Here is a 23,596-nt window from a genome sequence, read left to right on the forward strand (position 1 = left end):
CACTGTCCAAACCGGCCAACAACGGAGGTTTGACCAGCCTCTGGTGCCATGGCGGCTGGTGCTGGATCATCACGTCGGCACGGGATCATGCGCGGAGGACGATAGGCCGGCAAAGGAGCGGGCCAAGCGTGTCATAATGGCGCCCATGGTCACGCCCACAAGCCGCGCCCCCTGCGTCTACGGAGAGGTGCGCGTCTGCTTAGGCGGCCGAGACATCGCTTACCTGATCAACGCGCTCCGTATTTGCGCCTGTAAGCGGCAATGAAATCGTCGTCGCTACAGATGCAGCGGCCGCTGGAGTCCTTGGCCTTCGGATCGTGCAAGTGAGAGCCAAGGGGGCGCAGAAGATTCACCCGAGTGCTCGTCGTCGGGCTCATGGGAAACCCCGCACTATGCTTGACCAAATCCGCGGCAAGCATAATCCCGGCAAGCACCGACTGAAAGGCCATCGGAACCACAGTTCGAACGCGGCGACTTCCTTCGCTAAGCTGGAACACCAGACCGCCGCAGATAGCCTGCTGATAAAAGGAGCGCAGGGGCTGGCCGACAAACGGGGCTAGCGGTTCAAACGGCACAGCCATCGCTGTAGCCACGCGAACTACAAAGTCGTTGGGAACTCCGGCATTTGTCTGCAGGAGCGTTTTCACCTGCTCGTGTGCTTCCGGTATTCCGAGTTCCTCGGCAATCAGCTGGTGCTCGTCCTTGGATTTTCCGGATGGCAGGTACATGCAACAAAGGCAAGCCTGGCCGTCATCGAAACCATGCCGGGAGATACCGAGATCGTGCTCCTGCATCCAAGCGTTTGCGATCCATCGCGGCAGTGCACCTTGGACAGCCAGACGGTCGGCGGCGGTGTCAAGCGCCACACCCACTTGGTCTAAGACCCAATTGCCCCGGCGCGCAACATATTCTGCCCACGTCAGAGGGTGCGCCTCGACCTCAAGGCCAGTCGATCTAAGGGCGGTGGCTGCAAGAACCGCCTTGGACATACCAATCTCCGCCTGGCCGGCCAATGCGTAGCGCTGCAGGTTTGAGAGTTCGATCGCTTCGTGATCGATTACATGCAGACGACCCTTGAGATCGGGTTGTCTCGCTAGCGCCCAAAGCGAGCCATGGCCTATCGCACCGAGCCCAACGAGGTGGGTTTCGCCAAGGTCGACTGGGAAGTCGATCGGGCCAGCCTCCCCGGCTTTGGTCTTGTCGTAGCTGCATAGCGAGAGGTCGATGGTTTCGTCCAACTCGGCGCCGGTCAACTGGGCGGCGAAGATAGTTCGAAAGACGTTGGCGGCGCCGAAGCAACTGGCGGCGCCAGCTCCAAAAGGCAGCAGACTTGGGCCAGAGCCCACCGGGTCCGTACGCGACAGCTTTGCCGCCCAACCGTCCGATCCCACGAAAAAGATCGGGCACCGGAGTGATGGGCGCGTTACCCCTGCAACGACGCAGACGGTGGCAGACTTGCCGGAACGCCGGATGCCGACTTTTGGATTGATCGACTTTGCCAAGCGCTCCAGCGCTTGGGCTTGAGAGCTCGCCGCGCTGTCCAGCGGGAGTATCGCCAGAACCGGGTAGAGCCTAGCGAGCAATCTCACCGCAAGATCTAGTGTCGCCTGGCCTTCGGCGCAGGAAGCGGCCTGATGGTCGAAGGCGACTGCCACGACCTGCTTTTCAAGAGCTGCTTTGAAGTCTCCCAGATGAAAATCGGCCAGGACCTGAGATGCCGCCGTGGCGGCACGATCGATGAAGTTAGCGAATGCCATTGTTCAACTCGATATCATGATCATTCGCGACAGTGCCGCGGGAGGGAGCGCATTCCATTTGGCCTTTTCGTCAAGCCGATAGGCGGCGACCCGAGCAAAATCGAAAGGCTCGCGGGCGAAATTCGGCACTACCAGCGACAGACACCCAACCGTGGTAGCAACCGCATAAGCGTCGTCCGTCGTCGAATGGTAGGCGCGGCCCGGATGGCTGTGAATCTGGGCCAAGAGTTTCAGGCCGCTTTTGTAGAGCCAGACATTGAGCCGGTGCAGTTCTTCGGCCGCAACGATCACGCAAACGCCATCGTTTGTCCGAATGTGACGCTGCGCCGGGATAACCGTCTCTGTTACGGCAAAGTGCCGGTCTTGCTGAACGCCGACCCAGAGCGCCATCCCCTCATTGCCTTCGCGACCAACTGAGCGCAGATGCCCATGCGTGGTCGAGATGCAGCCGCGCGGGAGAGTCACGATCGTTACATCTCTCAAACCAGTCATTCTTGTATCGCCTGAGGGATACCACCATTCCTACGATTGCCGGTGGGAGTTGAATCTGCAACTGCTCTATAGGAATGATTCCGTACTTGATGATCTTGTCCAGGATGAAGGCCAAACAGCCTTCGCCAGAACCCCGATGAAGTAGCCATGGATCACCTGAATGGGCTGGATTGTCGTGGTATTCCCGGACGCCCGCCATGCACAGGAATGGTTCGTCCTCGGGACTGTTGGCCTGGATGAAGTCCGTCAGCGGCACGGCGTTCTGCTGGATGAGAGCTCCTATCATCTCCGGCGGCGTTCCGGGCAGCGGCGGACGTCTAAGCATTTTCAGGTATAGATCTTTCCGGGCAATCGGATGACGCGTAAACGGATCGACGAAGACCACGGACGGTGGTCTTAAGTCGTAGTCGGTGAAGTCGACCTCGCTCGCTGCGCTGATCACCCGTGGTTTTAACTTGAGGCTTGCGAAAATGAAGAAAGCGCGCGGAAAGGTCGCCTCGATCAAGAAGCAGCCCTGAGCCCGATAGACATCAGCATATGGCCGGAACCGGCCGATCTCCCGATCAAACTTCGCTCGGGAGACCTCCGGATCCACACTTTGGGGTTTAGGCACCTGCGACGCCCGCCTTCAGGCTGAGGAACAGGGTCACAGTATTCGGGAAACCGAAATCGCCAAGCTTCTTGTCGACGTCGAGCAAGTTGCCGGCCTCATCCTTCAATTCCCAATTCTCGGCTGGTTGGGCGACATTCTGCGTGTTCTCAAGGGCTTTGGTACGAATGACGTGAAGCGGCTGGTTGGGATTGGCTTCGACCTGCGTGGGCTGGCCGTTCACCACCATCGTGATCTCGATCTTGCCCGGCCCGCCGCCGTGATTATCGCCCTTACCCGAATCCTTCGACATTGTCCTACTCCTGTGGCTTGCCAACCGTCCCACGCCCTGGCGCCCACCTGCGAGTGAGACCGGCGGTCTTCAATCGTTCACCCGGCGCCACGGCCGCGAGTACGCGAAAGACAGGGGATAAGCTACCGAATCGGTGCTTGCCTTCTTTTATGGGTGACTTGAGCCGCAAGTAAATGGTCTCAAATTGCTCCTCACAACTATAATCGATTATAGCAATGCGAAAATATTGGCGACACGCCTATTCATCTGCTCTCTCACTCGCCTGCTCCGTGCTTGGCAAGGGGAGCTTTGACTGCGTCACGCGTCCCCCAATCCTGCAACGCATTCACCCGAGCCTGCGCGACACCAGCGCCCGCACCGGCCGTGATCCGCAGAACGAAACGCTGATCGTGGCGTTCTATCGCGAACTGGCGCTGCTGTTCTGGCTAGACGATTGCAACGACGTTGGCCTGATCGCGCCGGAGCAGCTCGCCGCCGTGGAGCAGGCGCTGGGGCACGGCGTACCGTGCGTTCTCTCCGGATTCGAGGGCTGCGCTCAGCTGCGCGCTTCGCTGGTGCTGGATCGGCGAACGGCGCCGGCCACGGTGGCCGCTGGCTGGGAGTACATCCATTTCGAACACTGCGCACTGCCCGAGTTGGACCTGACGCAGATCGACCTGCGCGCCTCGCTGCTGGGCAAGGCTATGCGCGCGCCGCTGCTGATCAGCTCTATGGCCGGCGGCATGCCACGGGCCGAGGCCATCAACCGGCATTTGAGCGAGGCAGCGCAAGCCTTGCGGATCGCCATGTGCGGTTCGCAGCGTGTGAGCCTGCAATCCCGTAACTCCCAGGGGCTAACGCGCGCGCTGCGCCGCCTGGCGCCAGACATTCCCTTGCTGGCCAATATCGGCGCCGCGCAACTGCGGGAGGCCGACGGCCTGGACCTGGCGCGTCGCGCGGTGGACGCGCTGGAGGCCGATGGGCTCATCGTCCATCTCAATCCGCTGCAGGAAGCGGTACAGCCGGGAGGGCGACCGCGACTGGCGCGGCGTCCTGGCGCTGATCGCTGGCGCCGCGCGCATCGTGGGCGTGCCGATCGTGGCCAAGGAAGTGGGGGCGGCCTGTCCGCCTCGGTGGCCTGTGCGCTCGTCGAGGCGGGCGTGGCGGTAATCGATGTCGCCGGCGCCGGCGGCACCAGTTGGGCCGCAGTGGAGGGCGAGCGCGCCCGCAATGCCGCCGACCGTGCAGTGGCGATGTCATTCGCCAATTGGGGGATTCCCACCCTGACCAGCGTGCAGGCGGTGCGTCGGGCGCTGCCAACGGTGAAGCTGATCGCGTCGGGCGGGATCCGCGATGGCGTCGACGTGGCCAAGGCCATCCGCCTGGGCGCGGACATCGCCGGGCAGGCGGCCAGCGTGCTGGGCGCGGCGACAGTGTCCACCGAGGCCGTTGTCGCGCATTTCGAGATCGTCATCCGCCAGTTGTTGGGTCACCATCAAACCAATTTGACGCCCCGGGACAATATCGTCCGGCATTGTCCGGTGTGCGACGATGTTGGGGATGCGACATAGGCGGATTGCCGTGTATTAAACCGCTTTTCCTTTGGCACGCATATTGCGCCCTATCGGTAAACCTCGTCATGGGCCGGCGGCAATCGCTCGGAGATTGTCGAAATAGCACAATCTGCCGGGGTGACATCCGGCCCGACTAGAGCAGGACCTTTCAGATGATGCAGAAAAGCAAGCGGCCATACTCGCGGGGAAATAGTCGCGTCAGGGCTGCATGGACGCTCTTTCCTGGTTGTTTCGGCGACGGACGCCAACTCTTCAATCGGCACCCGAACCAGTGCCTGGATGTCCAAGGAGCGCCCCTGTTGCGCGTGCCTGGCTGCACCCGCGTGCTGGCTCTCCTCCAAGGCGACGCTCGGCGCTGCTGCAGACCGGCGACGAGAACCCAACTTCAAAATTAGCATTCCGAAAACCGAAAGAAGTGAACAGGTATGTCCAGGATCGGCGCTTTGACGCGCGCGGCATGGCGATCGGCAACTCAGACGCTGGCCAAGGGTTCGAAAAGTTTACACCCGACGCTAGCGCCGGCCGATTTCAAGCGCGCACTTACGATCAACGATCGATATGGCGGGCTCACTGTCAATGTCCCCAAAATGCCTTTCTGGCTGACCGGGGGTGAAGCCTTCGTCTACCGCCGGACTAGCCACGGCGAGCAGCAGTTCATGCAGGTCGATGCTGCCACGGGTTTCAAGCGGCCCGCTTTCGATCAGGCGCGTCTGGCGGCAGCGCTAAACAAGGTGAGCCATGAGAGCTATCAAGCCGGCAATCTTCCGTTCGACCGTTTCGAACTGAGTGAGGATGGTCGCAGGCTCGACTTCCAGATTGAAGACACCCGGTGGAGCTGCGACCTTGCAAGCTATGACTGTACCAGCACCACATTCGATGCAAGGAAAGGGACCGTAGGGAGCTCAGCCACCGCTACACGCCGCCAGCGGAGAACAACCCCGACAAGAGCAACGCGTCGCCCGACGGCAAATGGATCGCCTATATCAAGAACTGCAACGTTTTCCTGCGCAGCGAGGACGGATTGCAGGATGTTCCTCTGAGCCGGGACGGAGCCGAAGGCAATTGCTACGTCTTTTCGACGCTGAGCTGGTCGCCGGACTCGCGCCACCTCGCCGCTTACCTTGTTCGCCCCGGCTATAGGCGAGAGGTCCGCTACCTCAATTCATCGACGGACCAGTTGGAGCGGGAATATTCAACAATATTCTATCCCAGGCCGGGCGATGTCCTTCCGCTGCCCCAACCAGTCCTGTTCGACATTGCCGGCCGGCGCCAGATCGTGATTGACGGTGCCCTCTTCTCGAACGTCTTCGAACTTTCCCCTCTCCGGTGGTGGGCGGACAGCCGCGGCTTCACTTTCGAATATAACCAGCGCGGGCATCAGCTCTATCGCTTGGTCGAGGTAGACGCCGCCTCGGGCCGCGGGCGCTCCCTGATCGATGAGACCAGCGAGACATTCGTGGATTATTTGCCGCTGGGCATGGCCAGGAGGATGCCGGAAAAATCTTCCGTTACGATGTCGATGACGGGAAGGAGATCATCTGGGCATCAGAGCGCGACGGGTATGAGCATTTGTATCTTTTCAACGGCCGGACAGGCGCGCTCGAAAACCAGATCACCCGAGGTGAGTGGGTCGTCCGGAGGGTCAACCATGTCGATCCGGTGAAGCGTCAGATCTGGTTCGAGGCGAGCGGGATGAACTCGCAGGAGGACCCCTATTGGGTCCATGCTTACCGCATCGGCTTTGACGGCAAGGGACTGACTGCACTGACGCCCGAACCGGCCAACCACCATATCGAGTTCTCGCCTGACAGGCGCTATTATGTCGATCTCTGGTCACGCATCGATCTGCCCCCGCGCATGGCACTCTACCGCGCCAGCGACAATGCCAAGCTCCAGCAGATCGAGACGGCCGACATTTCCGAGCTCGTCGCCGCAGGCTGGCAGCCGCCGCTCAGTTTCCATTCCAAGGGGCGCGACGGCAAAACTGACATCTGGGGTGTGCTCCACCTGCCAGCCAACTTCGACCCGACGAAGAAATACCCGGTTGTGGAGAATATCTATGCTGGACCCCACGGCTCCTTCGTCCCAAAATCCTTCTCGCGGTGGACAGAGCCGCTCACGCAGCTGGGCTTCGTCGTTGCTCAGATCGACGGCATGGGCACCAACAACCGCTCCCGCGCCTTCCATGATGTTGCTTGGAAGAATCTGAAGGACGCAGGATTTCCCGATCGCATTCTGTGGCACAAGGCGGCGGCCGCGCAATATCCATGGTACGACATATCCAACGTCGGCATTTTTGGCGCATCCGCCGGCGGCCAGAGTGCAGTCAGCGCGCTGCTCTTTCACCCCGATTTCTACAAGGTCGCCGTCGCCAAAAACGGCTGCTTCGACAACAGGATAGACAAGACCTGGTGGAATGAACTGTGGATGGGGTGGCCGGTCGGCATTGAATATTCGCAATCCTCCGCCGTTGACAATGCTCACAGGCTGCAGGGCAAGCTGATGATCGCGGTCGGCGAAATGGATGATAATGTCGATCCGTTTTGCTCGTTCCAGCTTGCCGATCGACTCATCAAGGCAGGAAAAGATTTTGACATTGTCTACGTTCCTGGTGCCAATCACCATACTCTAGGCACCTACACCGAGCGCAAACTCCTAGACTTCTTCGTTCGCAACATTCTCGGTCAGACCCCGCCCGACTGGAACAGCAAACCGATCGAGCTGGAGTAGCTTGTGGCTCTTGCAATTGTTAGCTCGCCTTATCGGCTGTAATCAGGGCGAGGCGCGAGCAAATCTGCACCGAAGGACGATCGTGGAGTCTAGGACTTGCGCTGCGTATTGAGGATAGGCTCGCCGCGACGTTGGTCTGAGCAAACTGCTTGATAGGCACGCCTGCAGACCGCGTGTGTGCGATTGCAAGATCCCCTATCAGCCTGGTGTGAAGCGTTCAGGGGAAAAGCCGCACCCAACGCCGCTTCCGCTCGCCGTAACGCTACGGCGGTGCGGCCCACCCGATCCGCTCGACGAGCATAGGAACACATAGGTCCCCGAACGGACGATTACCTTGGCAATAGAAGACCCTCGTCGGTCATCGCCGCTGTGGGTGGCAGCCCGTCGGTCTGGAGCTGCCACGATTCTCATCCTCGCGTCACATATGAGCTGAAGCTTTCCGGATCGGGTATCCAATCGGCATCCAGTTGCTCGGCGATATGGTTGAATTCTACCTCAGGACAAGAGTGAGTAGAGCAGCCCCGCTACGAAAATCCTATCCTGGTTCGTTTGACGCATCGACTATTCAGATTGATTGGCGTGATACCCGGCGCGGCCGCAACACGCTAGGCCGTCAACCGCTGAGCAGAAAACCAGCCTTCGCCTTCCGCGGCGGCGGACCTCGTCAGCCTTTCGAAAGCTTGCCTGAGTAGGTTGCTCATGTGATCTGTGGAAGTGAGGCTAGCGTGCACCCGTACAAACTGGACATTCATCGTAGCAGCTTGGCTGCAGGTGCAGCACGCCGTACCGCACGAGCAAGCGGACAAGCCGGCCAAGCCGGTTTTGAGCAGCACTTGGGCGAATTGCAGGCGGCGGATGAGTTGATGAGTGCACCAGGCGAGGATGTCCTCGTCAATGGCTCGCATGGCAAAGGTGAGTTGAGACCAACGAAGAGGCAGAGGATCCAAAGCAATCTGCAGCATGCTGTCACTGAGCGGCAACCAGGTCAGGTTGGTGACTCAGGCGCTCGCGCGATGATGCAACTCCCTGCCCATCAGGTGGGTACATCGGAACGGGAGGCGCAGCTCGCGATGCAGGGGATGAGCACGAATACACCCCAGCGCCGCATCTCGATGGGTCGATGCCCTCGACAGTGCAGCCGGATCGTCCAATTGTGGCCCCGACGGTGCCGACAAGCGTCCTGTTTATTCCAACGATGCCACCGCCATCGAAGGGCTGAAGTCTGCACTCCTTGCGGGTAAAGCCAGGCCGGACACGGTCACTCGCAGCGCAAATTCTCTTTCGGCTTTAGTCGTTGGCTCTTTCAAAACAAAAAGCCAGGGTTTGCTGCTCGGCTTTACCATCCGTCGCTGAGCCAGGATCTCGAGGAGTACGAGAGTAGGGTGGTTCCTCCACAGTGGCTGGCGCACTGCGTCAACTGATGAAGCCGATAGGCGGAGCCGCCCCGATTGTGGGTCGCGCTGTCCTGAACCCCCATCCTGACGACGCCGCGCTCACTAGACATTTCAGATCCGCGAGCGGCTACGCAACTGCTCTTAACCATTTCAGTCATTACCTACGTCAAAATGACAAGCTCGGGATTGCGGGCCGGATTTACGATGAATCGCTGGATAAAGATGTTGAGAGCTACAAGGCCGCCTCCTCTACTCGTGGAGCTCCGATCGAATCTGCACTGGTTTATATCCGCAAGCACCCGCCGCGCGTTATACTCGGGAGTCATCTGGAAAACGCGGTCAGCATGGAGGCTCGTCCCCGTGGCGACGCTGCTCAGCATACCGCACCACAGCAGGGATTCGATTGGCCAGAGGAGCTCCTGCCGGTAGGTTATAAGGAGGGCACCGATCTACCATTGTCTCTCGCCCCAACCGCGCACCAACACCAAGCACCCGACTTTGGAGAGGCCGTCCCTCACTTGAACTGGCGCCACGGCGACCAGGGCGCCCCGGAGGGGCTGGTAGCTGCACGGGACAGGAGCAGCCCGCTGCCAAGCGAGGCGGTGCCACATAAATCTGGACGGGGACTCGCTACGCAGCCCAGATTGTGGGCGGAGAAATCCGCCTCGCCAGAGCTCTTTCGACGGCGGGCGGAGCAGGCTCTGCCGGCGTCCGCCAGAGGTGTGGAGACATCCTCCGCGGTTGATGAAGCCGCCGCTCGCCAAGCTTTGGCTTGGTTGCAGCAGGAGATGGAGGGGATCGAACCGATGCAGGATCCTCATAAGGTGGCTACACCGGAATCTGAGGCGCAGCTCGTCAGGCAGAGGGATGAACACGAATCCACCCCAGCACCGCATCCCGGAGGTGGTGGTTCGATGTCCTCGACAGTGCAGCCGGATCGTCCAATTGTAGTCCCCAACGGTTCCGACAAGCGTCCTGTCTATTCCAACGATGCGACCGCTATCGAAGGGCTGAGGGCAGCATTCCACGCGGGTAAGGCCAGCGCGAACACGGTCACTTTCAATGTAAATTCTCTTTTCGGCTTTAGTCGGTGGCTCCTTCAAAACAACAAGCCAGGGTTTGCTGCTCGGCTTTACCATTCGTCGCTGGATCAGGATCTCAAGGAGTACGAGAGTACGGGTGGTTCCTCCACCGTGGCTGGCGCACTGCGTTACCTCAAGAAGTCGACAAGCGGAGCCCCGATTATGGGTCGCCCTCTCGTGATCCCCTATCCTGACGATGCCGAGCTCATTAGAGATTACAGAGCCGCTTCGACCAAGGAGTACCTGGCAGCGCCTGCGACCGGACGGAATCCAGATACCGTGGGCGGCTATACAAATTTTCTTAGACATTTTAGCCAGTATCTGCGTCAAAATAACAAGCCTGGGATTGCCGCTCGGATTCACGACAAATCGCTGGATAAAGATGTTGAGAGCTTCAAGGCTGTCTCCTATGGTAATAGACTAAGTATCGGTTCTGCATTGGCTCACCTCCGGGATATCCTGCCGCGCATTGTGCTCGGGCGCGAAACTGTCCTTGCTGCTCATCCGGCAGACGCAGTCACCAGGCGCGTTGGGGCCGCTGCTGAAGCTGGGCCAGCGGCACCGGCAAGAGCTCCCCAACCCGCCTCGCCAGCAACCGCTAAGCTGCCAGGCACCTACCGCGGCCTTCCACTGGTTGATGTGACCACACTGACGACCAGTTCCTCTGGGGCTCAGATCGGGGCGCTCGATCCGACAGCCCCGTCCAACGTTGCAACGGGGCGGGTGCTCGGCGCCGCCGAATGGCTGAGCGACGCCCATGTCCAGAGAGATTACAATTTGCTGGAGCGGCAACTGCAGGGGATCAATCCGGCGCTCGCTGCCCGGACTCGGCTGGTGGATCCTTCCGTATCCCATCTACTGCGACACACGTCGCCGCAAGACGCTCGAGGCATATTGCAGTCCATCTATAATCAAAACAACGCCACAGCCGACTTCCTGTTCTTGCCAGTGAATAATGGCACGGCTACTAGCCCCGGCACCCATTGGTCGCTGCTGCTCGTTGATCGCCGCGACCCCGAAAGGCGGTTCGCCTATCACTACGACTCCCTCCAGCGAGAGGGATATAACGACGTGCCTGCAAAACAGCTCGCAGGACTGCTGAATGCTACCTTGGCGCCAGCCCCCATGGCCAGACAGACGAACCATTATGATTGCGGCGTATTTGTCCTGGAGGGCACGTGGGCGCTGGTTGAACGATTGGTGAAAGGGCAGCGGCCAGACCACGAGCCGCTGCCCCTCGACAACCTCGTTGCCGATCGGCAGGCGCTGCAAGACCGGCTAAGGAGGCGCTTGCCGCACGAGGAAGAGCCGCGGCAGCTGCTGGAGGATGAACCCGCCTCCCCACCGATGATGGCATTCGAGCCAGGGGAACTGCGGCAACTGTTGGAAGACGAGCCTGACTCCCCACCAATGATGGCGTTCGAGTCAGGGGAACTGCGGCAACTGTTGGAAGACGAGCCTGCCTCCCCACCAATGATGGCGTTCGAGTCAGGGGAACTGCGGCAACTGTTGGAGGACGAGCCTGCCTCCCCACCAATGATGGCGTTCGAGCCAGGGGAACTGCGGCAGCTGTTGGAGGATGAACCCGCTTCCCCACCGATGATGGCGTTCGAGCCAGGGGAACTGCGGCAGCTGTTGGAGGATGAACCCGCTTCCCCACCGATGATGGCGTTCGAGCCAGGGGAACTGCGGCAACTGTTGGAAGACGAGCCTGCCTCCCCACCAATGATGGCGTTCGAGCCAGGGGAACTGCGGCAACTGTTGAATGATGAGCCTGCCTCCACTTGGGCACAAATCAATTCGACCCCACATGCGCGAGCGGACGGTGTTCATCAGCCAGCCCAGGCGCCCTGGCTCCCTGAACGCAGAAGATAACTTTGCGGAGGAGCGGTCACGCAACTGTCGGCGGCGCCGGGCCTCAGGGTGAATGGAGAGGATGGTGTCGCGTGAAGGCGCAACACGCGTGCTGACCGACCTGCATAGTAGGAAGTCGTTCATTGCTCCCAAATCGTATGTGAGGAACATTCCTGTCCCGGCTGCACCGCGCGATGCTAGGTCGCGTTGTTCAGCGGGCCAAGCCGATGACACCTACGAAGCTACTGATCGGGCAGATCGCCGTTGTGTGCGCAATTGTCATTATCGGCGTATGGACGGCAACCCAATGGTGCGCTCAAATGCTGACCTACCAGACGCCTCTCGGCGCACCATGGTTTCTCTTCGCCGGCTGGCCAATCTACAAGCCGTGGAAGCTGTTTGAATGGTGGTTCCACTTCGATGCTTATGCGCCGGAGGTCTTCGACAAAGCCGGTACGCTTGCAGGCGCCAGCGGATTCCTGGGCTGTGCCGCCGCAATCGCAGGCTCGCTTTTGCGCGCGCGACAGCGCGGGTCGGTTACGACCTATGGGTCTTCACGGTGGGCCACGACTCATGAGGTCGAGACGGCAGGGTTGTTACGGCCGGCGGGCGTTTTCCTCGGTAGGCTGAACGATCGCTATCTGCGCCATGACGGCCCGGAGCACGTCATGGCATTTGCGCCGACGCGTTCGGGCAAGGGCGTGGGGCTGGTTGTTCCAACGCTACTTTCCTGGACCGGGTCTGCCATCATTCATGATATAAAAGGCGAAAATTGGCAGTTGACCTCCGGCTGGCGGTCGAAATTCTCGTACTGCCTTCTGTTCAATCCGACCGACCCGAGATCGGCACGCTACAACCCGCTGCTGGAGGTGCGCAAAGGCCCAGATGAGATCCGGGACGTTCAAAACATCGCCGACATCCTCGTCGATCCCGAGGGCGCGCTGGAGCGACGGAATCACTGGGAGAAGACCAGCCATTCACTCCTAGTTGGCGCCATTTTGCACGTGCTCTACGCTGAAGAGGACAAGACGCTAGCCCGCGTCGCCACCTTCCTGTCGGACCCGCAACGCTCGTTTGCCGCAACGCTACGGCGGATGATGACGACAAACCATCTCGGGACGGGGCATAACCCTCAGGTCCATCCCGTAGTGGCCTCGGCGGCTCGCGAACTCCTGAACAAGTCGGAAAACGAGCGCTCAGGCGTCCTCTCGACCGCCATGTCCTTTCTTGGGCTTTATCGTGATCCAACGGTCGCGGCGGCCACTTCGTCCTGCGACTGGCGCATCGCTGACCTAGTGGATGGAGAGCGACCGCTGTCGCTCTATCTGGTCGTGCCGCCTTCGGATATCTCGCGCACCAAGCCTTTGGTGCGACTGATCTTGAACCAGATCGGCAGGCGGTTGACGGAGCGTCTGGAGGGGGACCCGAAGAAGAGCCGTAAGCATCAGCTGCTCATGATGCTGGACGAGTTTCCGGCGCTCGGTCGCCTCGACTTCTTCGAAACGGCGCTCGCCTTCATGGCAGGTTATGGCATTCGCTCCTATCTGATCGCACAATCTTTGAACCAGGTTTCAAAGGCCTATGGCGAGAACAATGCTATTCTCGACAATTGCCACGTGCGAATTGCCTTTTCCTCCAATGACGAACGCACGGCCAAGCGCATCTCGGATGCCCTCGGCACCGCAACCGAACTTAGGTCGATGCGCAACTATGCGGGCCATCGGCTTGCGCCCTGGCTTTCACATGTCATGGTGAGCCGCCAGGAAACCGCGCGCCCGCTCCTGACGCCAGGCGAGGTGATGCAATTGCCGCCGTCAGACGAATTGGTCCTGGTTTCTGGGTTGCCGCCGATCCGCGCCAAGAAGCTGCGCTATTATCAGGATCAGAATTTCACAGATCGGGTGCTGCCTGCGCCGGTGCTGCACGACGGACCCTATGCGGACTGCCCTGCATCACGCCCGGACGGCTGGACTGGACAAGTGTGCAGCGTCGATAGCCGACTTGCTGCGGACGAGGAAAGCGCCGACGCGCCAGTTGAAGACGAGGGAGGCGTTCAGCAGCAACGCCATCCAAGCCTGCCCGAAGAAGACGTTGTTGTCTCTCAAGAGCCCGATCAGGCCGATCTGTACAAGCCCGCAGACGATGACAGCGAAGCGCTCGCGGACAAGCGTGTCATGGATCGGATTTCCACTGCGGCCCGCGCCTACGGTATCAACGAGGGCAGGGGCGACGATGTCATTCCCGGCTTCTGAAGTCCGCTGAGTTGCAGAGCGCACCTCAGCGTAGATAACGGCCATAAGCAATTTTGAGCGTCTGGCCGATGCTTCTCCCGTCGCCGGCGCAACGCCGGGCCGTCGGAACGAGCCGCATGAAGCCGCACCGCATTCGCCATCAGTTTCTGCTTGAGCCGGAGCTCAGCGAGAAACTGGACAACCTCAGTCGCGATCCGTCAACGACCAAATCAGCGATCGTGGCGAAGGCGATCGAGGCGTTCATCGAGCGGCGTGGCGAGAGCGAGTTCGATCGGCGCTACGGCGTAAGGCTTGACCGGCTCTCCCGCGATCTTGCCCACGTCAGGCGCGATTCCGAGGTGATCCTGGAGAGCCTGGCGCTCTTCATCCGCTTTTCGATCACCCTTCACGCCCACACGCCGGTCCCGGATCGGGCAACGCAGGCTATTGCCCAAGAGCGTTTCGAGAAATTCGTTGAGAAGGTCGGCCGCCAGATCGCTTCCGGCAAAAAGTCGCTTAGCAAAGACAATGGTGGGGGAGGGGAAGGATGAGCTCTCATCCCGAGGCCGACCACCGGCGGCGTGTCATGCTGCGCACCGCCATGGGTCCGGCAATCACCGAAGCCCTGGCCGATCCGTCCGTCATCGAGGTGATGGTCAATCCCGACGGCGCGCTGCGACTCGACCGGTTAGGCGAAGGTCGGGTCGATACCGACGTTCACATGCACCCGTCCGAGGCAGAACGTATCATCCGCCTGGTTGCTTCGCACGTGCGCGCCGAGGCGCACGCCGACAACCCGATCGTCAGTGCCGAATTGCCGTCTGGCGAACGCTTCGAAGGCCTGCTGCCACCTGTGGTGTTGGCGCCATGTTTTGCCATCCGCAAGCCCGCCGCGAAAGTCTACACCCTGGCCGACTATGTTGCCGAACGCATCATGCTGCCGCTGCAGGCCGATGCGCTGAAAAAGGCCGTCCGCGAGCGGCGCAACATGCTGATCGCCGGCGGCACTTCCTCGGGGAAGACAACACTCGCCAACGCTCTGCTGGCTGAAGTCGCCGAATGCGACGATCGGGTGATCCTGATCGAGGACACACGCGAACTGCAGTGCGCGGCCAGGGACTGCGTTGCCCTGAGAACAAGGCGGGGCTCGGTCACCCTTGCCGATCTCGTGCGCTCGACGCTGAGGCTCAGGCCGGACCGCATCATCGTGGGCGAGGTGAGGGGCGCGGAAGCGCTCGACATGCTGAAGGCATGGAACACCGGGCACCCAGGCGGCATCGCTACCGTACACGCCAATTCCGCGCGCTCGGCTCTCTATCGCATTGAGCAACTCGCCCAGGAAGCGGTGGTCACCGTTCCCCGCCGGCTCATCGCTGAGGCGATAGATCTGATCGTCTTCATAGCGGGACGCGGCTCGTCGCGCCACATCGACGCAATCGCCGAGGTCACCGGTCTCGACGGCAGCGGCGATTACGCCGTTGCCCCGCTCACGCTTTCGCAACTCCAGCAGCTTTGAAAGGCCTTCCTCATGCGCAAGAAGCTTCGCTTTCTTTCGTCCACAGCGCTCGCGTTTCTTAACACGGCCCCGGTTTATGCCGCCGGCTCCGGCATGCCGTGGGAGCAGCCGCTGCAGCAGATCCTGGAGTCCGTGCAGGGACCGGTCGCCAAGATCGTTGCGGTGATCATCATTATCACCACCGGCCTGACGCTTGCCTTCGGCGACACCGCCGGTGGTTTTCGGCGCCTGATTCAGATCGTCTTCGGTCTGTCAATCGCCTTCGCGGCATCGAGCTTCTTCCTCTCCTTCTTCTCCTTCGGTGGTGGGGCGCTCGTCTGATGGCCGCCGGGGAGCAGCATATCGAGGGCTTCGCAGTACCGGTCCACCGGGCGCTGACCGAGCCGATCCTGCTCGGCGGGGCTCCGCGCGCGGTGGCGATCCTCAACGGTACAGTGGCCGCGGCCATTGGCTTCGGCTTGCAGCAATGGATTGCTGGTCTGGTGCTTTGGATCGCAGGCCACTCGTTAGCGGTGTTTGCCGCAAGACGCGATCCGGACTTCGCCAGCGTGCTTGTGCGCCACCTACGTCTGAAGGGGTGGCTTGCATGCTGAACCTTTCGGAATATCGAAGCAAAGCCGACCGGCTTGCCGACCATCTACCCTGGGCTGCCTTGGTGGCGCCCGGCATCGTGCTCAACAAGGACGGCAGCTTTCAGCGGACGTTGCGGTTCCGCGGCCCGGATCTCGAAAGTGCGACGGAGGCTGAACTCGTCGGCATTTGCGCCCGGGCGAACAATGCTCTCAGACGCCTTGGCTCTGGCTGGGCATTGTTCTTTGAGGCCGAGCGCACAGAAGCGCTGGGCTATCCGAACTCGCATTTTCCTGACGCCGCGTCGTGGCTGGTCGACGAAGAACGCCGCGCTGCTTTCGAGGGGAAGGTAGCGCACTACGAGAGCCGCTATCATCTGACCTTGGTGTTTATGCCACCGCCGGACGCCCAGGCGCGCGCAGAAAGCGCGCTCGTCGACTCTCATTATTCCCGAGGAGAAAGAGACTGGCGCCAGGATCTGGCGAGGTTCCGTGACGAGACCAACCGCGTGCTCGATCTCTTCTCGGGTTTCATGTCCGAAGTACGCGTCCTCGATGATGCTCAGACGTTGACCTACCTCCACGGCACGATTTCGCCTCGTCGCCATCCTATCATGGCCCCGGAAACGCCGATATATCTGGATGCAATCCTGGTCGATGCGCCGCTTACCGGTGGCCTGGAGCCGATGCTGGGTGAGCAGCATCTTCGCACACTGACCATCCTCGGCTTTCCGAACCTCACCCGGCCCGGAATCCTCGATACCCTCAATCATCAGGATTTCGCCTATCGCTGGATGACGCGCTTCATTCCGCTCGAGAAAACGGAAGCCACGAAGACGCTGACGCGATTGCGCCGGCAGTGGTTTGCCAAGCGCAAATCGATCGTGGCAATCCTACGCGAGGTCATTACCAACGAGCCGGTCCCGCTTGTCGATAACGATGCCGACAACAAGGCGCTCGATGCCGACGAAGCCCTTCAGGCATTGGGCGGTGATCATGTGAGTTTCGGCTATCTCACCACCACCGTGACGGTGTGGGGCGAGGATCGCCAAGCCGCTGCAGAGAAGCTTCGCGCGGTCGAGCGCATCATCAATGGGCTCGGCTTCACCACGATCCGAGAAGGCGTCAATGCGGTCGAGGCTTGGCTCGGCTCATTGCCTGGCCATGTCTACGCTAACGTTCGCCAACCGCTCGTTCATACATTGAACCTTGCCCATCTCATGCCGCTGTCGTCGGTTTGGGCCGGTCCTGCGACAAACGAGCATCTCGCGAAAGTCACCCAAACCGAAGCGCCACCGCTTTTCGTTGCCGAGACCAGTGGGTCGACACCGTTTCGGCTTTCCACCCACGTCGAAGATGTCGGCCACATGCTGGTTGTTGGTCCGACCGGCGCCGGCAAGTCGGTTCTGCTTGCTCTGATTGCTCTGCAGTTCAGGCGCTATGCCGGCGCCCAGGTTTATGTCTTCGACAAAGGCAATTCGGCCCGTGCTGCAACACTTGCCATGGGTGGAGAACACCACGCGCTAGGAGCGGACGGTTCCCTTGCCTTTCAGCCACTGCGCAGCATCAACGACCAGGCTAGCCGAAGCTGGGCGGCCGAATGGATCGCCAGCCTTGTTGCCCACGAGAACGTCACCGTCACGCCGGAGGTGAAGGAGGCTATTTGGTCAGCGCTGGCCAGCCTTGCCACCGCGCCGGCGCAGGAACGCACACTGACCGGTCTTTCGGTCCTGCTTCAATCCAATGCGCTGAAGACCGCATTGATGCCCTACACGCTCGACGGTCCCTTCGGCCGCCTGCTCGATGCCGATCATGATGGGCTGGCCTTGTCGGATGTGCAGTGTTTCGAGACCGAGGAGTTAATGCACAGCCAAGGCGCTTTGCTGCCGGTGCTTACCTATCTGTTCCAGCGACTTGAGGAACGGTTCGACGGACGGCCCACGCTGATCATGCTCGACGAGGCGTGGGTCTATCTCGACAATCCGCTGTTCGCCGCCCGCATCCGCGAATGGCTGAAGGTGCTGCGAAAGAAGAACGTGTCGGTTGTCTTCGCTACGCAGTCGCTGGCTGATATCGCGGGCTCTGGCATAGCGCCGGCAATCATCGAAAGCTGCCCGCAGCGCATTTTCCTTCCCAATGATCGTGCCGTGGAACCCCAGGCGCGCACAGCCTACGAGCGCTTCGGTTTAAGCGAGCGGCAGATCGAATTGATCGCCCGCGCCACGCCGAAGCGTCAGTATTATCTGCAATCGCGCCGCGGCAACCGTCTGTTCGAGCTCGAGCTTGGCCCCATCGCTCTTGCGCTTTGCGGTGCTTCCGATCCGGCCACGCAGACTCTGATCGACAGGATCATGTCCGAAGACGGGCAAGGCAGCTTTGCCTCGCAGTTCCTGATCGCGCGCGGCCTCGATTGGGCCGGCGAACTTCTCAAGCAATTCCCTCAACCAGACAAGGAGCAATTCTCATGATGCGGCGACGCCTTCTCTCCGGCCTGATCACCGTTTCCCTGATCGCCAAGCCTATGGCCGACTATGTGCAGCCCGCGTACGCCCTTATCGTGTTCGATCCGTCCAATTATGCGCAGAACGTGCTGACGGCCGCGCGCGCATTGGAGCAGATCAACAACCAAATCCAGTCGCTGCAGAATCAGGCGACCATGCTGCAGAACATGGCGCGCAATCTTCAGCGTCTGGATTTCTCTTCCGTTGGCCAACTCACCGGTTCGCTCCATCGCATCGACGGCTTGATGGACCAGGCGAGTGGCCTCAGCTTTGATCTGGGCAAGCTTCAAGACCAGTGGCGCAGCCAATATCCGGAAAGCTACGACGCCACGATCAAAGTCAGCGATGTGGCGAGTGCTGCGCGGGAGCGTTGGCAAACCGCCATGCAGGCGTTCCGCCAGACCATGGGTGTCCAGTCGCAAATCGTCGAGAACGTCCGCGCCGACGGCGATCTGCTCGCCGATCTCGTCAACCGCAGCCAAGGGGCGGCCGGTGCGCTTCAGGCAAGCCAGGCCACCAACCAGCTGATGGCGCTTTCGACAAAACAGCAGATGCAGATCCAGACGCTGCTCGCAACGCAGTTTCGAGCTGAGGCCGAGGATGCCGCCCGCAAGGCCCAGTCAGACGAAGCCGCCCGCGAGATGACGAAGCGGTTCTTGGGTACCGGCTCGGCTTATCCCGGCAATTAATCACGAGTTCATCACGACGAGAAAGGCAGCGGCATGAACGACCTTGGCGTCATCGATCGCTTCATGGAGACCTTCATCCGCTACATCGACAGCGGGTTCGGTCTGCTATCGGGCGACCTCGCCTTCCTCACTACCATTCTGATCGGCATTGACATCACACTTGCCGGCCTGGCGTGGGCGCTCGGCGACGAAACCAGCGTTCTCGGCCGGCTTGTCCGCAAGGTGCTCTATGTTGGCGTCTTCGCCTTCATTCTGAACAATTTCAAGAACCTCGCCGATATCGTTTATCGTTCTTTTGCCGGTCTCGGGATTAAGGCGTCGGCCGGCAATCTGTCGGCAGACAATCTCTTGCGCCCGGGCCGCATTGCCGCGACCGGTTTCGAAGGTGCTTGGCCAATGCTTGACCAAGCCAGTCAGCTCCTGGGCTTCCCGGAAATCTTCGGCAACGCACTGACCATCTTCGTGCTGCTGATGGCCTGGTTCCTGGTTATCATCGCCTTCTTCATCCTTTCCATCCAGCTTTTCATCACCATCCTAGAGTTCAAGCTCACCACGCTGGCAGGTTTTGTTTTGGTTCCATTCGCACTTTGGAACCGTTCAGCGTTCCTGGCCGAACGCGTGCTCGGCCATGTTATCTCGTCAGGCATCAAGGTGATGGTGCTCGCCGTCATTGTCGGTATCGGCTCCACGCTCTTCGGGGAGTTCGCTTCCGCATTGCAAGGCAAGGAGCCGGATCTTGCCGGTGCCATGTCCCAGGTACTGGGCGCACTGGCACTGCTTGGCCTTGGCATTTTTGGGCCGGGGATCGCGTCGGGTCTTGTCTCAGGCGCACCGCAGCTTGGGGCGGGCGCCGCCCTCGGCACGACCGCGGCGGCAGCGGGTGTATCACTCGTTGCTGGAGGCACAGCATTTGCTGGCGCGCGTATGGCAACCAGCGGCGGTCTCGCCGCCATCCGAGCCGGCACAACAATGGGATCGGCTGCTTCCACGTCATGGCAGATCGGGCGCGCAACCTCGCCCGACGCTGGCCTCTCCGGTGTGGCTGCTGGAATGCATGGTGTAACCAGTGCAGCTGGCGGCGCCGCTATACGCATAGCGCGATCCGCCACTGCAAGTGTTGGGCGCAACGCCGATGCCGGGCGCGATGCCGCGTGGACCGCGACCGGCGGCGCGCCGACAGCGTCAATGACCGAACGCTCTGCCGGTTCGGCCACTGTTTCGGCGCCGACGTGGGCAAGGCGCCTACGTTCTGAACAGACCGCCCGGGCAAATCGCCACGCTGCCATGCAAGCTGTCCGAGACGGAGACCGGCCGGGAGGCAGCGCCAACCCCTCTCTCAACGACAAGGATGACTAGATGCTCTTCAAGCGACCCGTGCACCGTTACGGCAAAACACCCGAACCGGTCACGCCGTATCAAAAAGCCGCCCAACTGTGGGACGAGCGCATCGGCTCATCTCGACTGCAGGCCAGGAACTGGCGGATCATGGCCCTTGGCTGCCTGGCCTTGGCGACCGGGCTTTCCGGCGGACTCGTATGGCAGTCGATGCAAAGCCGTGTCGTGCCTTATGTCGTCGAGGTCGATGGCTTCGGCGAGACGCGCGCCGTCGCGCCGGCGGTCCGGAATTATGAGCCCTCGGATGCTCAGATCGCCTGGCATCTCGGCCGCTTCATCCAGAATGTCCGTTCCGTTTCCACCGATCCGGTTTTGGTTCGGCAGAACTGGTTGGCAGCGTACGACTTTGCTAGCGATCGCGCAGCGCTCTTCCTCAACGAATACGCCAAGGCGAACGACCCCTTCGGTCAGATCGGAACGCGCAGTGTTTCGGTACAGGTCACCAGCGTGGTCAGAGCCTCCGAAAGTTCATTCCAGGTCAAATGGACCGAGCAGGTGTTTGAGCGCGGAAGCCTTGCCAGCACGATGCGCTGGACTGCGATCCTCACGATCGTGATCCGCTCGCCAAGCAATACGGATCAGCTGCGCAAGAATCCGCTCGGCGTCTTCATCAATGCCATTGACTGGTCACGCGAGCTCGACAGCGCCGTCCCAGCCCCCTTTCTCCGACGGAGTCCACCAATGAAAGGTAAAATGTCACCGATTCGTGCCGTGCTGATCCTATCGGTGTCGGCAGCGGTCGTTTCCGCTTGTGCATCGAAGAAGGTGCCGCCGCCTGAGATTTCCTATGACGCTGCCGACTTCAAACCGGCCGCGATCGAAAAAGCGCCGGAGAGGCCGATTAGAATTGTCGAGGTGCCAAAACCACTGCCGCTGCCTGGCCAAATGCAGCCCGAGCCCGGCAAGGCCGAGGACAAGCGCCCTCCTGAAGAACGCGTCGCTGATGCCAACAAAGCCGCGACCCAGCAACCCACCAAGTACGGGTATGTTAATGCAGTGCAAGTCTACCCCTTCACCGATGGCGCGCTTTATCAACTCTATGCCGCGCCGGAGCGCGTGACCGACATCGCTCTGCAGCCGGGCGAGAAACTAACCGCCGTGTCGGCTGGCGACACCGTGCGCTGGGTCATTGGCGATACCGCAAGCGGCACCGGTGACAATCAGCGCACCCATGTTCTGGTAAAACCCTTCGCGCCGGGTCTTGCCACCAATGTCGTCATTACGACGGACCGGCGGACCTATCATTTGCAGCTTCAAAGCACCGAGAAGACCGCAATGGCGGCAATCTCCTGGACCTACAGCCAAGACCAGATCATCGCGCTTCGCCAGCGCAATGCTCAAGCCGAGGCAGTTACACCGGTCGCGTCGAACATCGCGCTCGAAAACCTTCGCTTTCGCTACTCAATCAGTGGCGACACACCGCCCTGGAGACCGACGCGAGCCTTCGACGACGGCAGCAAGGTCTATATTGAGTTCCCTCGTCGCATAGATCAGGGCGAGGCGCCACCACTCTTCATCGTCGGCGCAGATGGGAGCAGCGAGCTCGTCAACTATCGCGTGCGCGGCAACTATTACATCGTCGATCGGCTCTTCGCCGCGGCCGAACTTCGCCTCGGCACCAAGCGGCAGCAGGTGATCCGCATCAGCAGGATTGACGGCAGGCAACCGCAACGGCGGATCTCGCTCTTTCGCGGCAGCCGGCGAGGTGAGGGCTCATGATCGAAAATTCCCGCTCTGGCATCCCGCCGAAACTGGATCCCGAGGAACTGCAGCTTCGGGCCTCTCCCCGCCGCGTGGTGCGGTTCAGGCGCGGTGTGATCATCGCTATCGCAGCGCTCGGATCCGGCGCTGTCTTCGGCGTTACCATGATCGCCCTCCAGGGGCCGGCCCTTCGCATCAGGGATCAGGCGGAAGATCTCTACAACACTGAGCGCAAACCAACCGCCGAGGGACTCGATACGCTTCCCCATGACTATTCCGGCATGAAGCCAAAGCCTCCCGTCCTTGGGCTACCTTTGCCGGGCGACCTCGGCCGCCCCATCCTCGAGCGGCAGCGCCAGCTCGGCATCGTGCCGGGCCAAGACATCTCGGCCGAGGAGCAGCGTCTAGCGCAGCAGGCGATCGAAGCGCGTGAATCGCGGGTGCTTTTCCGCGTCGAAAATCGAGCTCAACAGACAGATGTCGGAGAGAGCGTGCAAACTGCTCAGCATCCATTTGAGGCGCTTCCCCAATCCGAAGCAGGACGCGCGTCAGCCTCGGTGGCGGCGGCGGAAGGCGACCAGAACAATCAGCAGCGAAAGCTTGATTTTCTCAGCCAGCGGAGCACTGGCGGGATCTACAATCCGCATGCGCTTCAGACGCCGATCTCGCCATATCAACTGATGGCTGGCAGCGTGATTGCCGCCAGCCTGATCACCGGCATCAATTCCGATTTGCCGGGCCTTGTCGTCGCGCAAGTCACCGAAAATGTGCACGACACGGTCACGGGCAACATATTGCTGATTCCGCAGGGCTCACGTCTTATCGGCGTCTACGACAGCGTCGTCGCGTTCGGGCAAAAGCGAGCGCTGCTGGTCTGGCAGCGCATTCTGCTGCCCGACGGCTCGTCGGCCGAAATCGACAATCTGCCCGCGAGCGACACCGCCGGCTACGCAGGGCTGGAAGACAAAGTCGATTTCCACACTTGGCAGATGATCAAGGGAGTGGCGCTTGCCACATTGCTCGGTGTCGGCACAGAATTCAGCCTCGGCGAAAACGAGAGCGATCTGGTCAAGGCGATCCGGGAATCAGCCCAGCAGAACGCCAGTCGAGCCGGCCAGCGCATCACCGAAAAAAACCTCAATATCCAGCCCACCATCGTCGTCCGCCCAGGTTGGCCACTGCGCGTCATCGTGCACAAGGACATCGTGCTGCGGCCATACGCCAGTTGAG

General features: G+C 60.7%; 15 protein-coding genes and 4 pseudogenes. 15 read left to right on the forward strand and 4 right to left on the reverse strand.

Annotated elements, in window-relative coordinates; genetic code table 11:
• Positions 1-227 precede the first annotated feature (227 nt).
• Genes EJ077_RS02255 through EJ077_RS02270 form a run of 4 tightly spaced genes read right to left on the reverse strand, consistent with a single transcriptional unit; the run spans position 228 to position 3,151 of the window.
• Entirely contained in the window at positions 228-1,757 is a 1,530-nt protein-coding gene (locus EJ077_RS02255; protein WP_126057776.1) for an E2 ligase fold family C protein, read from the reverse strand.
• A 3-nt stretch (positions 1,758-1,760) separates the two neighbouring features.
• Positions 1,761-2,147, reverse strand: a complete 387-nt coding sequence (locus EJ077_RS02260) for a Mov34/MPN/PAD-1 family protein (protein WP_245454736.1) — start codon at positions 2,145-2,147, stop codon at positions 1,761-1,763.
• Positions 2,148-2,151: 4 nt separating this feature from the next.
• Positions 2,152-2,862 (reverse strand): putative metal-binding protein, encoded by a 711-nt coding sequence (locus EJ077_RS02265; protein WP_208699345.1) that lies wholly within the window; start codon positions 2,860-2,862, stop codon positions 2,152-2,154.
• Positions 2,855-3,151 (reverse strand): DUF2604 domain-containing protein, encoded by a 297-nt coding sequence (locus tag EJ077_RS02270; RefSeq protein WP_126057779.1) that lies wholly within the window; start codon positions 3,149-3,151, stop codon positions 2,855-2,857. The genes EJ077_RS02265 and EJ077_RS02270 overlap by 8 nt, the downstream gene beginning before the upstream one ends.
• Before the next feature lie 311 nt (positions 3,152-3,462).
• On the opposite strand from EJ077_RS02270, the pseudogene EJ077_RS31565 reads away from it, so the two are divergent.
• The 15 genes and pseudogenes from EJ077_RS31565 to EJ077_RS02340 all read left to right on the forward strand — a co-directional run.
• A pseudogene (locus EJ077_RS31565) lies at positions 3,463-3,702 on the forward strand (hypothetical protein); the annotation flags it as partial.
• Positions 3,691-4,614, forward strand: a pseudogene (fni, locus tag EJ077_RS02275) (type 2 isopentenyl-diphosphate Delta-isomerase); the annotation flags it as partial. The pseudogenes EJ077_RS31565 and fni, both read left to right, overlap by 12 nt.
• A 515-nt stretch (positions 4,615-5,129) precedes the next feature.
• Positions 5,130-7,434, forward strand: a pseudogene (locus tag EJ077_RS02280) (prolyl oligopeptidase family serine peptidase).
• A gap of 1,396 nt (positions 7,435-8,830) precedes the next feature.
• Positions 8,831-11,785 carry a Ulp1 family isopeptidase gene (locus EJ077_RS02285; protein WP_245458618.1) on the forward strand — a complete coding sequence of 985 codons (2,955 nt, stop codon included), beginning with the start codon at positions 8,831-8,833 and terminating at the stop codon, positions 11,783-11,785.
• A gap of 206 nt (positions 11,786-11,991) precedes the next feature.
• Positions 11,992-14,016, forward strand: coding sequence for a conjugal transfer protein TraG (locus EJ077_RS02290; protein ID WP_024502848.1), 2,025 nt, complete (start codon positions 11,992-11,994; stop codon positions 14,014-14,016).
• 116 nt (positions 14,017-14,132) lie between these two features.
• On the forward strand, positions 14,133-14,546 hold the full coding sequence (locus tag EJ077_RS02295) for a CopG family transcriptional regulator (RefSeq protein ID WP_095488561.1): 414 nt from the start codon (positions 14,133-14,135) through the stop codon (positions 14,544-14,546).
• Complete coding sequence (gene trbB / locus EJ077_RS02300) at positions 14,543-15,511, forward strand: P-type conjugative transfer ATPase TrbB (protein WP_024502850.1); 969 nt, start codon at positions 14,543-14,545, stop codon at positions 15,509-15,511. Before EJ077_RS02295 ends, trbB begins: the two co-directional genes overlap by 4 nt.
• Positions 15,512-15,523: 12 nt before the next feature.
• On the forward strand, positions 15,524-15,832 hold the full coding sequence (locus EJ077_RS02305; protein ID WP_126057781.1) for a TrbC/VirB2 family protein: 309 nt from the start codon (positions 15,524-15,526) through the stop codon (positions 15,830-15,832).
• Positions 15,832-16,104, forward strand: a complete 273-nt coding sequence (locus EJ077_RS02310; protein ID WP_024502852.1) for a VirB3 family type IV secretion system protein — start codon at positions 15,832-15,834, stop codon at positions 16,102-16,104. The genes EJ077_RS02305 and EJ077_RS02310 overlap by 1 nt, the downstream gene beginning before the upstream one ends.
• A complete protein-coding gene (gene trbE, locus EJ077_RS02315) occupies positions 16,098-18,548 on the forward strand; it encodes a conjugal transfer protein TrbE (protein ID WP_126057782.1) in 2,451 nt (816 codons plus the stop codon). The genes EJ077_RS02310 and trbE overlap by 7 nt, the downstream gene beginning before the upstream one ends.
• The gene (gene trbJ / locus EJ077_RS02320) at positions 18,545-19,270 is read left to right on the forward strand and encodes a P-type conjugative transfer protein TrbJ (protein WP_024502854.1); all 726 of its coding nucleotides are present in this window, start codon (positions 18,545-18,547) and stop codon (positions 19,268-19,270) included. Before trbE ends, trbJ begins: the two co-directional genes overlap by 4 nt.
• Positions 19,271-19,303: 33 nt before the next feature.
• Positions 19,304-20,626, forward strand: coding sequence for a P-type conjugative transfer protein TrbL (trbL, locus tag EJ077_RS02325; protein ID WP_126057783.1), 1,323 nt, complete (start codon positions 19,304-19,306; stop codon positions 20,624-20,626).
• A pseudogene (trbF, locus tag EJ077_RS02330) lies at positions 20,627-21,247 on the forward strand (conjugal transfer protein TrbF); the annotation flags it as partial.
• Between the two features lie 111 nt (positions 21,248-21,358).
• Complete coding sequence (trbG, locus tag EJ077_RS02335) at positions 21,359-22,384, forward strand: P-type conjugative transfer protein TrbG (protein WP_127232321.1); 1,026 nt, start codon at positions 21,359-21,361, stop codon at positions 22,382-22,384.
• The gene (locus tag EJ077_RS02340; protein ID WP_126057785.1) at positions 22,381-23,595 is read left to right on the forward strand and encodes a TrbI/VirB10 family protein; all 1,215 of its coding nucleotides are present in this window, start codon (positions 22,381-22,383) and stop codon (positions 23,593-23,595) included. Before trbG ends, EJ077_RS02340 begins: the two co-directional genes overlap by 4 nt.
• Position 23,596 lies beyond the last annotated feature (1 nt).

Origin of the sequence: Mesorhizobium sp. M8A.F.Ca.ET.057.01.1.1, assembly GCF_003952565.1 — a bacterium.
Taxonomy (GTDB): Bacteria; Pseudomonadota; Alphaproteobacteria; order Rhizobiales; family Rhizobiaceae; genus Mesorhizobium.